The sequence below is a fragment of the Acidisphaera sp. L21 genome (assembly GCF_009765685.1).
Classification (GTDB): domain Bacteria; phylum Pseudomonadota; class Alphaproteobacteria; order Acetobacterales; family Acetobacteraceae; genus LMUY01.
Genome location: NZ_LMUY01000096.1, coordinates 79,481 through 95,221, shown reverse-complemented (window position 1 = coordinate 95,221; position 15,741 = coordinate 79,481). Strand labels below are relative to the sequence as shown.

15 protein-coding genes are annotated in these 15,741 nt (G+C 66.0%); 9 read left to right on the top strand and 6 right to left on the bottom strand.

The features are described 5' to 3' along the window. Positions 1-54 precede the first annotated feature (54 nt). Positions 55-750: a monofunctional biosynthetic peptidoglycan transglycosylase gene (mtgA, locus tag GSQ76_RS19630; protein ID WP_158745801.1), complete on the bottom strand. Its 696-nt coding sequence runs from the start codon at positions 748-750 to the stop codon at positions 55-57. Between mtgA and GSQ76_RS19625 the strand changes: the two genes are divergently transcribed. The 3 genes from GSQ76_RS19625 (at position 749) to panC (ending at position 4,030) form a co-directional block, all read left to right on the top strand. Continuing rightward, a complete protein-coding gene (locus GSQ76_RS19625; RefSeq protein WP_158745800.1) occupies positions 749-1,918 on the top strand; it encodes a murein transglycosylase A in 1,170 nt (389 codons plus the stop codon). The two genes, mtgA and GSQ76_RS19625, sit on opposite strands and share 2 nt — an antisense overlap. A gap of 177 nt (positions 1,919-2,095) precedes the next feature. Next, positions 2,096-3,184, top strand: coding sequence for a branched-chain amino acid aminotransferase (locus GSQ76_RS19620; protein ID WP_158745799.1), 1,089 nt, complete (start codon positions 2,096-2,098; stop codon positions 3,182-3,184). Positions 3,185-3,208: 24 nt separating this feature from the next. Further along, positions 3,209-4,030 (top strand): pantoate--beta-alanine ligase, encoded by an 822-nt coding sequence (panC, locus tag GSQ76_RS19615; protein WP_158745798.1) that lies wholly within the window; start codon positions 3,209-3,211, stop codon positions 4,028-4,030. Positions 4,031-4,112: 82 nt separating this feature from the next. On the opposite strand, the gene GSQ76_RS19610 is transcribed toward panC, so the two are convergent. Beyond that, positions 4,113-5,003 (bottom strand): LysR family transcriptional regulator, encoded by an 891-nt coding sequence (locus tag GSQ76_RS19610; RefSeq protein ID WP_254070513.1) that lies wholly within the window; start codon positions 5,001-5,003, stop codon positions 4,113-4,115. A gap of 94 nt (positions 5,004-5,097) precedes the next feature. Between GSQ76_RS19610 and GSQ76_RS19605 the strand changes: the two genes are divergently transcribed. Then, positions 5,098-6,258, top strand: coding sequence for a mandelate racemase/muconate lactonizing enzyme family protein (locus GSQ76_RS19605; RefSeq protein ID WP_158745797.1), 1,161 nt, complete (start codon positions 5,098-5,100; stop codon positions 6,256-6,258). 36 nt (positions 6,259-6,294) lie between these two features. On the opposite strand, the gene GSQ76_RS32505 is transcribed toward GSQ76_RS19605, so the two are convergent. From GSQ76_RS32505 to GSQ76_RS19590, 3 genes are read right to left on the bottom strand one after another with little or no spacing between them, the layout of a single operon-like run. Next, the gene (locus GSQ76_RS32505) at positions 6,295-6,519 is read right to left on the bottom strand and encodes an NAD(P)-dependent oxidoreductase (protein WP_335904922.1); all 225 of its coding nucleotides are present in this window, start codon (positions 6,517-6,519) and stop codon (positions 6,295-6,297) included. Between the two features lie 25 nt (positions 6,520-6,544). Continuing rightward, entirely contained in the window at positions 6,545-6,775 is a 231-nt protein-coding gene (locus tag GSQ76_RS19595) for a hypothetical protein (RefSeq protein ID WP_158745795.1), read from the bottom strand. Continuing rightward, entirely contained in the window at positions 6,772-7,098 is a 327-nt protein-coding gene (locus GSQ76_RS19590) for a hypothetical protein (RefSeq protein ID WP_158745794.1), read from the bottom strand. Before GSQ76_RS19590 ends, GSQ76_RS19595 begins: the two co-directional genes overlap by 4 nt. A 412-nt stretch (positions 7,099-7,510) precedes the next feature. On the opposite strand from GSQ76_RS19590, the gene GSQ76_RS19585 reads away from it, so the two are divergent. From GSQ76_RS19585 to GSQ76_RS19565, 5 genes are all read left to right on the top strand, one after another. Then, positions 7,511-9,550 (top strand): BTAD domain-containing putative transcriptional regulator, encoded by a 2,040-nt coding sequence (locus GSQ76_RS19585; RefSeq protein WP_158745793.1) that lies wholly within the window; start codon positions 7,511-7,513, stop codon positions 9,548-9,550. A 166-nt stretch (positions 9,551-9,716) separates the two neighbouring features. After that, positions 9,717-11,405, top strand: a complete 1,689-nt coding sequence (locus tag GSQ76_RS19580; protein ID WP_158745792.1) for a PAS domain-containing sensor histidine kinase — start codon at positions 9,717-9,719, stop codon at positions 11,403-11,405. A 141-nt stretch (positions 11,406-11,546) separates the two neighbouring features. Continuing rightward, positions 11,547-13,709 carry a TonB-dependent receptor gene (locus tag GSQ76_RS19575; RefSeq protein WP_158745791.1) on the top strand — a complete coding sequence of 721 codons (2,163 nt, stop codon included), beginning with the start codon at positions 11,547-11,549 and terminating at the stop codon, positions 13,707-13,709. Positions 13,710-13,767: 58 nt separating this feature from the next. After that, entirely contained in the window at positions 13,768-14,154 is a 387-nt protein-coding gene (locus GSQ76_RS19570; protein WP_216851177.1) for a RidA family protein, read from the top strand. 4 nt (positions 14,155-14,158) lie between these two features. Beyond that, positions 14,159-15,070: an amidohydrolase gene (locus tag GSQ76_RS19565; protein WP_158745790.1), complete on the top strand. Its 912-nt coding sequence runs from the start codon at positions 14,159-14,161 to the stop codon at positions 15,068-15,070. On the opposite strand, the gene GSQ76_RS31315 is transcribed toward GSQ76_RS19565, so the two are convergent. Continuing rightward, on the bottom strand, positions 15,067-15,741 hold a 675-nt coding region (locus GSQ76_RS31315), incomplete at its 5' end, for an ABC transporter ATP-binding protein (protein WP_216851176.1). The two genes, GSQ76_RS19565 and GSQ76_RS31315, sit on opposite strands and share 4 nt — an antisense overlap.

The following is a 15,741-nucleotide window of genomic DNA, read 5'->3' as shown; positions in this document are numbered from 1 at the left end:
GGGCGCGGAAATGCTATCGCGGTTGGGCGCGGACCGGAAGCAATAAGGCTTGTCCTATTCGGCGCAATCCAGTAGCGGGCCCAACTCGCCCATCCGGCGCAGAATGGTTTGCGCGCGCTCCGCCACGTAGGGCCCGGGATGCGCGGCGGACCAGTGCAGCGGGTCGGGCAGGATCACCGCCAGGCGCGCGGCCTGCGCCGCGGAAATGTCGGCGGCATGGCGCTGGAAATATCGCATCGACGCGGCTTCCACCCCGTACAAGCCGGGACCGAACTCGATGCTGTTCAGATACACCTCCAGCACCCGCCGCTTCGGCCACAACAGCGCGATCGGCAGGGTGAACGCGGCCTCCGCCGCCTTGCGCACCAAATCGCGGCCCGGCCACAGGAATACGTTCTTCGCGGTCTGCTGGGTGATGGTGCTGGCGCCGCGTGGCCGCTGCCCATGCCACCACGCGGAAACCTGGCCCTGCAGGGCCGCGGTATCGAAACCGAATGCCTCCGTGCAGAACAGATTATCCTCCGACGCGATGACGGCGTGCGCCAGGGCAGGGGCCATGCGAGTGATCGGCACCCAATCGTGCTGCCAGCCATAGCCCTGGACGGTTCGCACCAGCATAAGCGGGGTCCCCGGCACCGGGACGAACCGGAACAGCAGGACCAGGCCCAGGGGGACCAGCAGGATGGCCAACACGATGCGGCGCCACCAGCGCCCGACGCCGCGGGCGCGCTTCAAAAGGGAGAACCGCATGGCGACACCCGGTAGCAACCTCATCCATCGCTCGCAAGCAAAGGCGTGGCTGCTGGCGCTTCTGCTGGCCAGTTGCAGCGGCCCGGCGACGCAAACCCTGCAACTCAGCCCCATCGGCTTTGACCAACTCCCCGGCTGGCCGGCCGACCACGTGGAAGACGCAATGCCGGCCGTGCTGCAAAGCTGTGACCGCCTGGCCGGCGCACGTCCCACCGGCGGACAACTCCCGCAACTGGGCACCGTGGCGGACTGGGCCGCCCTTTGCGCCGCCGCCCGGCAAGTGCCGCCGGGTGACGAGCCGGCATCTCGCCACTTTCTGCAGCAGCGCCTGCAGCCCTACGCCATGACCGGCACGGACGCCCTGTTCACCGGGTATTACGAGCCGGAGGTAGAGGGCGCACGTACACCAGACGCCCATTTCGCAACGCCCCTGCTGGCGCGTCCGGCCGATTTGGTGGACGCCGATCTCGGCGCCTTCCTCCCCGACCTGGCGGGCAAGCGCATCAGCGGTCGCGTGCAGGACGGCCATCTGGTGCCCTATTGGGACCGCACCCAGATCCTGGCCGGCGCGGCAGGCGTGCAGTCTCGCCCAATCCTGTATCTCGCCAACCCGCAGGACGCATTCTTCCTGCAAATCCAGGGCTCCGGCCGGGTTCGCCTGCCGGATGGCTCAGTGGAGCGGGTCGGCTACGCCGGGCAAAATGGTCGGCCCTACGTCGCCATCGGCAAGGTGTTGGTCGACCGCGGCGATCTGCGCCTGGCCGATGTGTCGATGCAGAGCATCCGCGCCTGGCTGGACCAGCATCCCGCCGAGGCGCCCGGCATCCTTGCGCAAAACCCATCGTACGTGTTCTTCCGCAGCATCCCCGGGCTGGCGGCGCAGGATGGGCCGGTCGGGGCGCAGGGCGTCGCGCTCACGCCGGGTCGTTCCGCCGCGGTGGATCGCAGCTTCGTGCCGCTGGGCGTACCGCTATGGATCGACACCACCACGCCGGCAGATGGCGCGCCGTTGCAGCGGCTGATGGTGGCGCAGGATATCGGCGGCGCCATCAAGGGTGCGACCCGCGCCGACATCTTCTTCGGCTGGGGCCATGACGCCGAAGCGGTCGCCGGGCGCATGAAGCAGCCGGGCCGCATGTTCGTGCTGCTGCCCCGGCCTGCGCCGTAGCCCGGCGCCCCCAACCCCGACGCCGCCACCGCCGCCCCGTAATCCGGCGATGTGGATCTGTGGGAGCAGCCCCCACCGCTGGCGGCGAAGGCAGGTCTGCACGGGGCGGTCTTGCCCTACGGCCTGCAACGTGGGCTGAATCCCGGCTTCTGTCGGTCAAAGGCTCGGAGATACACGATGCAAAGCTTCCCGGTGACGCGCACTTCCGCCCCCAAGACGCGCCCGGCGGACGAAACGCTGCGCTTTGGCGAGGTGTTCACCGACCATATGTTCATGATGGAATACCACGAGGGCCGCGGCTGGCACGACCCGCGTATCGTGCCCTACGCGCCCTTCAGCATGGACCCGGCCTGCTGCGTGCTGCACTACGCCCAGGCGGTGTTCGATGGGCTGAAGGCGTTTCGCGGCGCCGACGGCCAGGTCCGCATCTTCCGCGCCGACCGTCATGCCGCCCGCCTGAACAAATCCTGCGACCTGCTGTGTATCCCCCGGCTCGACCCGGCGGTCGTCGAAGACTCCTTTCGCGCGCTGATCGAGGTCGACCAGGAGTGGGTCCCCGCCAAGCACGGCACCGCGCTCTACATTCGCCCCACCGTCATCGCGACCGAGACGTTCCTGGGCGTTCATCCGTCCCACAGCTACCTGTATTACGTGATCCTCAGCCCCGTCGGCGCCTACTACAAGGAGGGGCTGAACCCGGTGAAAATCCTGGTCAGCGACGAGCACGTGCGCGCCGTGCCGGGTGGCCTCGGCTCCGCCAAGACCGCCGGCAACTACGCCGCCAGCCTGTATGCCGCGCAGGAGGCGGAGAAGAAGGGTTATACCCAAGTGCTGTGGCTCGACGGCCGCCAGCGCGAATTCCTGGACGAGGTGGGCACCATGAACATCATGCTGCGCATCGGCGACACCATCGTCACCCCACCGCTGTCCAACGGCACCATCCTGGATGGCGTCACCCGCAACTCCGTGCTGGCGCTGCTGCGCGATTGGGGCCTGCCGGTGGAGGAGCGTGCGATCTCCATCCACGAGGTCACCAAGGCCCATTCCGAGGGCCAGTTGACCGAGATGTGGGGCACCGGCACCGCCGCCGTGATCTCCCCGGTGGGCGAGCTGGGCTATAAGGACAACCGCATGGTGATCAACGAGGGCCGCATCGGCGACCTGACGCAGCGTCTATACGATGCCATCACCTCCATCCAATACGGCGCCACCAACGACGCCCATGGCTGGATCACCACTGTGCCGACCAAGCAGCACGCAGCCTAACGCGTCACCCCCAAGGGGCGGTCGATGCAGATCGCAAGGACGCGGACCGAGCTTGCCTCGGTTTTCGGCCCGGAGCCGCGGGCGCTGGTGCCGACGATGGGGGCGCTGCACGCCGGCCACCTGGCTCTGGTGGCGGCGGCCCGGCAGGAATGCCCGGTCGTCGTCACCTCCATCTTCATCAACCCGCTGCAATTCAGCCAAACCGAGGATCTGTCGCGCTACCCCCGCGACGAGGCGGGCGACCTGGCCGCCCTGGAAGGCGCCGGTTGCGACGTCGTGTGGCTGCCTGGTGTCGACACGATGTATCCGCCCGGCGAGGCGAGCGTCATCGAAATCGCTGGCCCGGCGCTGGGCTTCGAGGGCGCGGCACGCCCCGGCCATTTCCGCGGCGTGGCCACGGTGGTGGCCAAGTTGTTCGGCCAGGTGCAGCCAACCCACGCCTTCTTTGGCGAGAAGGACTGGCAGCAGCTCCAGGTCGTCACCCGCATGGCCGCCGATCTGTGCCTGCCCGTCACCATACACGGCGTGCCAACCCTGCGGGAAGCGGATGGCCTGGCGATGTCCTCCCGCAACCGGTTCCTATCCGCGGCCGAGCGCGCCACCGCCCCCGTGCTGCACCAAATACTCCGGGCAACCGCTGCGGCTCTGGCATTAGGCGGCGATGCCACGCCCATCCTGGCCGACGCCCAGGCCGGTTTGCGCAACGCCGGGCTGCAGCCAGATTACCTCGCCTTGATCGCCGCGGACACGATGGCGCCATTGCCACGCCTGGCCGGCCCGGCCCGGTTGGTCACCGCCGCCCGGCTTGGCAGCGTGCGGCTGCTGGACAACATCGCGGTCCCGTAACTAGGCGATCAGCGCTGTCGCAAACTCCGCCGGAAACGACCCTGCTCGCGTCCACGCGATGCTGGTTCGGCATCGCCTGGCGCTACACGGCCCCGCCAATCCGGGTCCAGAACGCCTCGGCCGCGACCCCCATGGCGCCATTCGCGCGGACGAGCTGGATGTCCATGTCGATGTCCATCGCTGCCGGCCCGGCCCGCACCAGCGTACCCGCGGCCAGATCGTCACCGATGAGGCTCAGCGGCAGCCAGGCCACCCCGCGGCCGGTCACCGCCGTGCTCCGCAGCGCCGCCGCAAGATGGGATGTGAATACCGTATCCAGCCGCAACCCCAGCCCTGTCGCCGCCGCGGTGACGATCCGGCCCAACCCCGACTCACCGCTATAGCTGAGATACGGCACCGGGCCGGCTCCCGTCAGCGGATGCTGCACCGAACCGTCCGTGGTCGCAGCGCTGACCGGGCACAGCGTATCGCCACCGATCCGCGTATGCCGGAATCGTCCCGGCTCCAGCCGGATCGGCGCCAATGCGTGATGATGACACAGCAGAAACTGTGCCTGTCCGTCCCGCATCAACTGCTCGCACGCGGACAGACTGTCGGAGACGAGCTGCACCGCCTCCTGCGCATTTTCCATCGCGTTCAACCAAGTGGGGAAGAAGCTGAATGACAGCGCATGCGTCGCGGCGAACCGCAATGTGGCCCGGCCCCGCGCGCTGGCAGCCCGCGCATCCTCCCGCCCTTGCAGCAAGGATCGCAGCGCCGCTGTCACGCTGGGCTGCAGCGCCACGCCCGCCGGCGTCAGGCCGATCGGCTGATTGTCGCGGTTGAACAGCGGTGCGCCCGCCCAATCCTCCAACGCGCGGATGCGGCGGCTGAAGGCGGGCTGGGTCATGCCGCGAAGCGCCGCCGCGCGGGAGAAATTGCCGGTCGCCGCAAGCACCTGAAAATCATCCAGGTAGGCGAGATCCAGGGTCATGCCGATCCTGCATGGTGTCAGCAGGCATTAGCATTGGCCAGGGGGCGCCGTCCACGGCATGGTCGCCCCGCAATATGGCCTGGGAGGGGTTCACATGCGGATCGTCGACGTTCGGGAAATCACGGCGCCAATCGCGTCGTCGATCGCCAATGCCTACATCGACTTCTCGAAGATGACGCTGTCGCTGGTGGCGGTGGTGACCGACGTCGTGCGCGACGGCCGCCCCGTCATCGGCTACGGCTTCAACTCCAACGGTCGCTACGGCCAGGGCGGCTTGATCCGCGAGCGCTTCGCCCCCCGCCTGCTCGAGGCCGCCCCCGACACGCTGCTGAACCAGGAAGGCGACAATCTGGACCCCGACCGCATCTGGGCCACGTTGATGAAGAACGAGAAGCCGGGGGGCCATGGCGAGCGCTCGGTCGCCGTCGGCACCTTCGATATGGCGGTGTGGGACGCTGTGGCGAAGATCGCCGGAAAGCCGCTATTCCGCCTGCTGGCAGAGCGGCATGGGCGCGAGGCAGACCCGCGCGTCTTCGTCTACGCTGCCGGCGGCTACTACTACCCTGGCAAGGGGATCGAGCAGTTGCGCGCCGAGATGCGCAGCTACCTCGACCGCGGCTACACGGTCGTGAAAATGAAGATCGGCAACGGCCTCGCCGAGGACAGCAAGCGGATCGAGGGCGTGCTCGCCGAACTAGACGGCAAGGCGCAACTGGCAGTCGACGCCAATGGCCGCCTGGCGCTGGAGGACGCGATCGCCTACGCCAAAATGCTGCGCGACTATCCGTTATTTTGGTATGAAGAAGCCGGCGACCCGCTGGATTACGCGTTGCAGGCGGCGCTGGCCGAATTCTACCCTGGTGCCATGGCCACGGGCGAAAACCTGTTCAGCCACCAGGACGCCCGCAATTTGCTGCGATACGGCGGCATGCGACCGGACCGCGACTGGTTGCAATTCGACTGCGCCCTGTCCTACGGCCTATGCGAATACCAACGCACGTTGGAGGCGCTGAAGGTGGCCGGCTGGTCCCCCAGCCGCTGCATCCCGCATGGCGGCCACCAGATGTCGCTCAACATCGCCGCCGGGTTGGGCCTGGGAGGCAATGAGAGCTATCCCGATCTGTTCCAGCCCTATGGCGGGTTCCCGGATGGGGTGCGGGTCGAGAACAGTATGATCACCATGCCGGACCTGCCTGGCATCGGATTCGAAGGCAAATCCGACCTGGCAAAGGTGATGCGGGATCTGGCCGCTTAGTAACCGATCTCAGGGTGGACCTCATTCAACAGAGGGTCACCCCGGCGGGCGCGCAGGATGGATTCCGCCACCTGCGTCGCCGCCGATCTGCCCGTTGTCCAGGGCCGCCAGCAAATCCGCCTTCACCACATGTGCGCCGCGGGAAATGTTGATCAGCTTGGCGCCGCGTGGCAGGGCCAGGCCATTGGTCGGCGCCATGGCAGACAATTTCACCAGCTTGGCCTGCTGCTCCGGCTCGGCCGCGAAGGCGAGAAGCTTCATCGCATTTACCTGGTTAGGCGCGCCCTTAAAGGACGTACCAAACATCGAACGTCCACTGGCTTTGGTTCCACACGATCTGCAGCGGGGCGCCCTGGTCGATCAGCGCCTGAATGCGGTTGGTCGGCGCCATCGCCATCGTCACTACGCCAGTCGCCATCAACTGGCCGGTGCGGGCCAAATCCTCCGCCAGATGATGTCGGGCGCCAGTTGTTTCAGCTTGCGGGCCGCCCGTTCCATATCCAGCGAATACAATCAATTCATCAGCACGCCATCGGCCAACAACGCCGCCTCCGGCACCAAGCGGGTCGCCGAGCCGCAATTCGCCAGGCTGCGTTTGCCGGGAAATGTCACCACATCCCAAAAATCCGCCCAAGGGTTTGGTTGCAGGCGACACGGCGAAGACGCGGTCGTGCTGAAGCTTACCCCATGTCCGTACAGGTAGGCGCCAATACCATCCGGCAGCTTCGTCTCCGCCGGCATCGCGTCCAAATCCGCCTTCTCGAACACGCTGTAATCGATTGGCGCCCAAAGCTGCTGCCCATCGCCGATCAGGAAAAATGGCAGGTTCGTCGCTGTCATGTCGTAGTCCGGATGTCCGGACTGCACTGCTGCGCGACACCGCTCCGAGTGCGGCCCGGTATCTTCGCGAATGCGAATCCCGGTCTTTGCAGTGACGGGCGAAACAGCACATCGCGTAGTTGCTGGCCCAACGATCCGCTGCCACGGCGACGATCCTTTCGACAGGCGACGTTGCGGAAATCGGTCTCAGTCTATTACGCTTCCAGGCAGCTTGAACCGCCAGTAAGCGAAATACCGGCGCAAACCGGCTCTGCCGTAATCGATTTGAAAATTTTCTACGCCTTCAGAATTGACGATCACTCATTAGTGATCGCATTCATGAATCATTACAGTGCCTGTAAGCATTGTTCAGGCCAATACTAAAGGGAAGGTCTCGACAAAAAGTAAAAAAGCTAAACAAAGGTTCACCGCCATGGCAGGGATTGATAAGTTTTGGGAGCAAAACATCTCGTCACACCAGACTCGGCCCGGCGAAGGCCTGCGCATCCGACTCATCGGCCAAATGCATGTCGAAACCAGCGATGGTAGCGCAATCACCATCATTGGCCGCAAAACGCGCGCCATTCTTGCCATTCTCGCCTTGGCACCCCGGCGCACCGTCAGCCGTGCGGTCTTGGCCCGAATGCTGTGGTCTCGCCGTCTGGAAGAACAACAACGGGCGTCGCTGCGCCAGGAAGTTCACCGGTTGGTGGAGGTCTTAAACTCCTATGACGTTGATGAACTGCACGTGACGCGGGACGAACTGGCGTTGCGTGCCCGGTCGCTGAGCGTGGACGTTGCCGTGGTGATGCAGGCCACTGTGCCAGACCCATCGGCGTTGGATCTGCTGCGCGGCGAGTTGCTGGATGATTTCGACGGCGTCGACCCGGCATTCGATGTTTGGTTGGCGCACGAGCGAGATAAGATCCGCAACCATATTCGAACCGTCTCCGAAGGGCTGCTGGTCGAACAGGACGCGCCCAGCGCAATCATCCCCATCACCCAACGGCTGCTCGACTTCGACCAGGCGAACGAAAAGGCCTGGCGCGTTCTCATGCAATCCCACGCATCCCGTGGCGAGCGGGCGCAGGCCATCCAGGCCTACGAACGCTGCCGGGCCGTGCTTGCGGAAAAACTCGGCGCGGTTCCGTCGCTGGAAACCCAGCGTCTGGTGGCCGAAATCCGCGCTGGCGCGGGCGCCCAACTGATGCCCGTGCTGCCCGCGGCGTGGACGCCCGCCACCGAACCCACTCATCTGGTGCCGCGTCGCGACGGCGTGCTGGTAGGCGTGCTGCCGCTGGACGGGCCTGGCATGCCAGTCGGGGACACCAACGGCCAGCAAATGATGGCGGAAGATTTGACTGCCGCGTTGTCGCTATTTTTTGGTGTTCTCTGCCTGCCATCCGCCTCCCTGGCGCAGACGCCGCGGGATGGCACGGCATTGCGGGACCGGCACGGGTTGGATCTGGTGGTGGATGGCCAATGGCAGCCAACATCGGACGGCATCCGCTTGGCGCTGCGATTGACCGAGTTGCGGGGGAGCAGCCGGCTCGTCTGGTCGCAGCATTTCCACGCGCGCGGTGACGACCCGTTCCGATCGCGCGACGACCTCGTTGGCCAGGCTGCCGCCCGGATCGATATCGAGATTGCCGCGCTGGAGGCGCGCCGTGCCGCGCGCTTGCCGCTGGAGGAGTGCACGCCGTACGATCTGTTGCGACGCGCGACGCCGTTGACGGGACGGCTCGAAATGGGTGAGTTCGCCGAGGCTGGGCGGTTGCTGCGTCGGGCAATCCAACTGGATGAGGAGTTTGCCCCGGCCTATACCCGCCTGGCCTATCACTTTTTGATCTGTATCAGCCAAGGCTGGGCGGATGATGTCGCCGAAAGCCTGGGTCAGGTACGCCACCTCGCGACCCGCGCGATTTCCCTTGCGCCGAACTGTGCGCAGGCGTTTTCGGTTGCGGGACATGTCCGCGCATTTTTGGATTGTGACCCGCGGGCGGCGATCGAACTGCACAACCGTGCCTTGTCGCTGAATCCCAATTCGCCGTTCGCACTGGGGTTCTCCGTCCCCACCTACGCCTATCTCGGTGAATTCGAGGAGGCGGAGCGGCGGCATGCACGCTACGAACATTTGACCCCGCAAGACCCGGACGCCTTCTTCTTCGATACGTGCGCGATGATCGTGAAGGTGGGTCAAAAGGATTACGTCGGCGCCGTGCAGATCGGCCGCCGCGTGAGCGAACTGAGCCCGAATTTCACCGCGGGGCTGAAATACTACCTCGTGGCGCTCGTGCACACGGGCATGCTGCAGGAGGCAGCGTTGGTCCGGGCACGGATATTGGCGCTTTACCCTGGCTTCAGCGTTCAGGGCACCATCCAGCGCAGCCCATTCGAGGACCCAGCGATTACGGACGGTGTCGCGGCGGCCCTGCGGCAGGCCGGTGTGCCGGAAACGTCATTCGTCCGATGACCCGGCACCGTCCAAAGCGAGCGACGTCGCAATCTTGCGACATGTGGTCGCCGGATCGTGTGTCATGCTCGGTGATGCGCTGTTGGCGACCGGGCCCGCGGCGGCCAACATCCTCTGCAGCCACGCCAATCGGCGCGGCTTCGATCCGATGACCTAAGAAGGCAGCGTGTCCATCTTTTACTCGATTTCCGTAATCATCATGACGGCTGCCCTGGTCTGGGCGCTGCGGGCGGAATTCCGCCGGCGCGGCGCGGCCGAACGCGCAACCAGCCTCGTCGCACAACAACACGCCGCCGCCCTGGCCCGGCTCGACAGCCTATTCCAGCACTCCTCCGACTCGATGTTCATCGCCCGGGTCGACCCGGGCGGAGCCTTCATGTTCGAAAGCGTCAACCCGATCTGGCAGAAGCTGTCCGGCATTTCGGCCGAGCATGCTGTCGGCCGCAGCCCCGCCGATTGCATGCCGCACGGCCCGGCCGCCATGGTCTTGGGCGCGTGGCGGCGCTGCGTGCGGGACCGGCAGGTCGTGCACTACTCCTACACCCTGGACGCGCCGGATGGCCGCCGTGACTGGGAGGTTGCGGCCACCCCGGTGCTGATCGCCGACGATCCCGTGAGCCGGATCATCGGCGTCGGCCGCGACGTGACGGAGCGGCACCGCGTCGAAGCGCAATTGCGACAGGCGCACCGGATGGAGGCGGTCGCCCAGCTCACCACCGGGATCGCCCACGACTTCAACAACCTGCTGCAGGCCATTCTCGGTAGTATAGAGGTGCTGCGGGAGGAGCCCGCGCTGGGGCAGGAGGGGCAGATCTGCCTTGCCGTTGCCGAGGAGGCGGCGCGGCGCGGCGCGACCCTCACCCACCGGTTGCTGGCGTTTTCCCGCAAGCAGACGCTGGATCCAGTTCTGTTGCGGACGCACGACTACATGGCGGCCATGGCGACGCAGTTCGTCGGGGCGCTGGCGCCAAGGATTGAGGTCGAATGCACCGTCGCCGCCGATGCCTGGCCGGTGAAGGTCGACGGCGACCAATTGGCGCAATGCCTGTTCAGCCTGGCAATGAACGCCCGCGACGCGATGCCGGATGGCGGCACGCTCGTCCTGCGCGCCGAGAATCACAGCCTTGCGCAGGGTGAGGCGGCTGGTTTGGCCCGCGGCGAATACGTCCGGTTCGACGTCGTGGATGCGGGGATCGGCATGACCCCGGACGCCCTGGCCCGTGCGTTCGAGCCGTTTTTCACCACCAAGCCGATCGGCACCGGCGCCGGGCTCGGCCTGTCGATGGTGGAAGGGTTTGCGCGCCAAAGCGGCGGCGGCGTGCTGATCACCAGCGCCCTGAATGTCGGCACCACCGTCAGCCTATGGCTGCCCCGCGCCGTGGAAACGGCGCAGCGGGTGGAGGTGAAGGCCCCGCCCGCCACCATCCAGTCCGGCTACGGCCGGGTGCTGCTGGTCGATGACGAGGTGAGCGTCCGCAAGATGCTGCTGCTGATGCTGAAGAAAGCCGGCTTCACCGCCGTCGCAGTTGAAAGTGCAGAGGCGGCGCTGGCCCTGCTGAATGCCGGGGAGGGATGCGAGTTGCTGGTCACCGACCAGTCCATGCCGGGTATGACGGGCTGCGACCTAATTGGGGAGGCGTCTCGCCGCTGGCCGTCCCTGCCGACGATGCTGATCACCGGCTATGACAAGGTCAGCGGGTTGGAGCAACTGAATGGCCGGGTGACGGTGATGCGCAAGCCGTTCGACCGCGCCGCGTTCCTGCACCAGGTCAATGCGCTGATCGGCACGGCGACGAACGATACCGGACCCACTGCGGAGGCCAACGACCCTGCGGTCGGTGCAGCCTCCGCCTAGGCGTACCCCAGGAAACCAACCCGGCCGGCCGGCGGCAGACAAGGCAGCGGATCAGATCACATTACGTTATATTGTATCTTTACGAATGTTATAAAGTAACATACACGCCCCTCCGCAGCCTATCTGCGAGAGGGAGCCGCTATGAGTCGTCGCGTGATCCGGCAATGGGGCTTGCTGGCGTGCACTGCCCTCACGGCCATCGCCACCATACCCGCCCGCGCCGCCGACCCGGCGCCCGAGGTGCGGCTCGCGCCCGATGGCGGCCTGGCGTTGCCGGAAATCGAAACCGTGGCCAAGCGGCTGGACGCAGCACGCAGCAAGATCCAGCCCAGCCTGGGCGCCACCGTCTACGATTTCGGCCGCACCACCTTGGAAACCCTACCGCAAGGCGATCAATCCCAACTCCAGCAAGTGCTGCTGCAGGCACCCGGCGTCGCCACCGATAGCTTCGGCCAGGTCCACATCCGCAACGAGCATAACAACGTCCAATACCGCCTCGATGGTGTACAATTGCCGGAGGGCCTGTCCGTGTTCGGCCAGGCGCTGGAAACCCGGTTCGCGCATTCGGTGTCGTTGATCACCGGGGCGCTGCCGGCGCAATACGGGTTTCGCCAGGCCGGGGTGGTGGACATCACCACCAAATCCGGCACGACCGACCCGGGCGGGCAGATCATCATGTATGGCGGCGCGCGCTCCACCCTGCAGCCGTCGTTCGAGTATGGCGGCCGGTCGGGGGCGGTCGACTACTTCGTCAGCGGCGACGACCTGCACAGCAATAGCGGCATCGAAAACCCGGCCAATCGGTTCAACGCCAACCACGACACCACCGACCAGTTTCGCGGCTTCGCCCACATCACCGGGCTGCTGGACGACACCACGCGCATCAGCCTGCTGGCTGGCAGCTTCCACGGCGACTACCAAATTCCCAACCAAGGCGGCAACCAGCCCCAGCTCGGGCTGACGGTGAACGGCACCAGCGATTTCAACAGCGCCACGCTCGGCGAACATCAGCGCGAATTGACGCAGTTCGGTATCCTGTCGCTGCAGAAGCAATGGGGCGACGTGAACCTGCAGGCGTCGTATTTTACCCGCTACAGCAGTCTGTATTACACGCCGGACCCGTTGGGCGATCTGCTGTTCACCGGCGTGGCACAAACCGCCGCACGCTCCAGTTGGGCCAATGGCGTGCAGACGGACGCCAGTTGGCGCGTCAATGACCGGCATACTCTGCGCGCCGGCGTGCTGGCGCAGATCGAGCGATCCGTCGGCAACAGCAATTCCCTGGTTCTGCCGGTGGATGCGAATGGTGTGCAAACCACCGACACGCCATTCGCCCTCAACGACAGCAGCAGCAAGACCGGTGCGATGTATGGCGTGTATCTGCAGGACGAATGGCGCATCCTGTCCAACGTCACCATCAATTACGGCGCGCGGTTCGATGTGGTGGACGAATACACCCACGACCAGGATGCGAGCCCCCGGGTCAACGTAGTGTGGCAGGCAACGCCGACCACCACGATCCATGGCGGCTACGCCCGCTACTTCACGCCGCCCCCATTCGAACTGGTGGGCAATGCCACGATCACCAAACTCCTCGGCACCACAGCCGCCGCAGCCACGACGCAGGACAGCGTCGCCAAGGCCGAACGCTCGCATTACTTCGATGCAGGCATCGGCCAGGTGATTATCCCGGGCCTGACGGTCGGCGTCGACGCCTACTATAAACGCGCCCATAACTTGATCGACGAGGGCCAATTCGGCTCACCGATTTTGCTCACTGCGTTCAATTACGCCAAGGCGCAGCAGGACGGCGTGGGGTTATCTTCCTCCTACGTCCAGGGGCCGCTATCGCTCTATGGGAATCTTGCCTACTCCCGCGGCATCGGGAAGGGCATCACCTCGGCGCAGTTCAACTTCTCCGCTGATGAGTTGGCCTATATCAGCCAGCATTACGTGCATCTGGACCACGACCAGCGCTGGACCGGCTCCGGCGGGGCGGCATACACGCTCAACGACGGCACCAATTCACCCACGCGCCTCTCCGCCGATCTGCTGGTGGAAAGCGGCTTGCGGCGGGACGGTGCCACGCCGAATGGCAGCGCCTTGCCCGGCTACTACACGATCAACCTATCCGTGGTGCAGAAGCTGAACGTGTTCGATGGCCGGCCGAGCGAACTGCGGTTGGACGTCATCAACCTGCTGGACCGCCGCTACGAAATCCGCGACGGCACCGGTATTGGCGTGGGTGCGGCCCAATATGGTCTTCGCCGCACCGTGCTCGCCGGGTTGACCCAGCGGTTCTAGCCCGATGCTTGACGCCGCCACCGGAAAGCGGACAGTGCGCCGAGCCTGGAGCACGCCGATGACCATAACCCCCGTTCAACCTGCCGACATGCCAACGCCGGGTGGCCATTACTCACCCGGCGTGCGGCATGGCGACACGCTGTATATCTCCGGCCAATTGGGCATCACCAGCGCCCGGCCGGATGCCGATGCAGTGTCCGTCGCCGACCAGGTTGCAACAGCGCTGGGCAATGCCGAACGGATTGCGCTGGCGGCAGGGGCCAACCGGGCCGATTTCGTGAAATGCACCGTGTTCGTGTCGGACGTGGCGTATTGGGCCGAGACCAACACCGCCTACGCCGCCTTCTTCGGCACGCATCGCCCGGCGCGCTCCATCGTGCCATGCGGCGCATTGCATTACGGCTCGAAGGTCGAGATCGAGGCCGTGGTCGCCATTCCCGGCTAGTCGCATGACCCAGCGCTACGACGGCCCCATCATCGATGCCCATCACCATCTATGGGACCTCTCGCTCGGCCGGCACGATTGGCTGACGGGGGGTGACAGCCCGGCCAAGGCGCTGGGCGATCTGGCGTTCCTGCGCCACGACTACCTGGTGGCGGATTACCTGAAAGATGCCGGGCCGCAGCCGATCGCCGGGTCGGTGTTCGTGGAGGCGATCTGGAACCGCGACCGCCCGGTGACGGAGGAAGTCGCGTGGGTCGAATCACTCGCCCGTCCGCGCGCCATCGCCGCGCGCTGCGTTGCCTGGGCGCCACTGCAATCCCCCGACGCCGGCGCCGCGATCGAGGCCCTGGTCGCCTATCCCGGCGTCGTCGGCCTGCGCGAAACCATCCGCTGGCACCCCGACCCGGCGAATCGCTGGACCGTGGCCGGATTGCTGGATGACCCGGCGTGGCGTCGCGGCGCCACCATCATGGCGGAGCACGGCCTGCTGCTGGAATTGCTGATGAACCCGTATCAGGCGGACGACGTCGTGCGCCTGGCCCACGACATGCCTGGCCTGCCGATCGTCGTGAACCATTGCGGCACCCCTGTGGATCGGGACGCAGACGGGCTCACCCGCTGGAAGCGTGGCCTGCAGGCAATGGGCGCTTGCCCGAACGTGTCGATCAAGCTGTCCAACTTCGCCGCCTACGCCGCGGACAAATCGCTGCCATCGTTGCGCGCCACGGTGATGACCTGCATCGACGCATTCGGCCCGGCCCGGGCGCTGTTCGGCACGGACTACCCGGTCGGCCGTCGCGCCATGTCGTTCCAGGATATCTGCGAGCGCTTCCGCGACATCGTGCAGGATTTCCCGTTGGACGAGCAGGCCGCGTTATTCCACGACAACACCGCCCGGATCTACCGCTTTCACTAGGCGGGAAACACCCGGCAATCCGCCGCCCCCGCCGCCAACTCCACCGTCGCATCCACCGCAGCGGGGATCTGCCGCCCGTCATTCGGAATTTCCGCGATGCAGGCGATGCCGCCGGGCAGCACCAGATGCAGCTCGGTCTTGTTGCCGACATAGACGTGCTGCTTCACCCGCCCCGACACGCGCAGCCCATCTGCCGCCATGCCGTCACCCACCAGATGCAGCCGCTCCGGCCGCACCGCGACCACCACCGCCTGCCCATCCGCCACGGCGCTGCCACAAATCGCCGACACGTCCCCGGCGCCAGTCTGCACATGGCACAGCGCGCCCGCGGCCGACGCACCCTGCGCCCGTCCATCGATGAAATTGGTCGTGCCCATGAATCCGGCGACGAAGCGGGTGGCCGGGCGCTCGTACACCTCGGTCGGGGTGCCGATCTGCTCGATCCGGCCACGGTTCATCACGGCGATGCGGTCCGACACGGCCAGCGCCTCGCCCTGGTCGTGCGTCACCAGCACGGTGGTGATGCCCACCCGGCGTTGCAACGCCACGATCTCCAGCCGCATCTCCTCGCGCAGCTTCAGGTCCAGGTTACTCAGCGGTTCGTCCAGCAGCAGCACCGCCGGCCGGATGACCATCGCACGCGCCAGCGCCACACGCTGCCGCTGCCCACC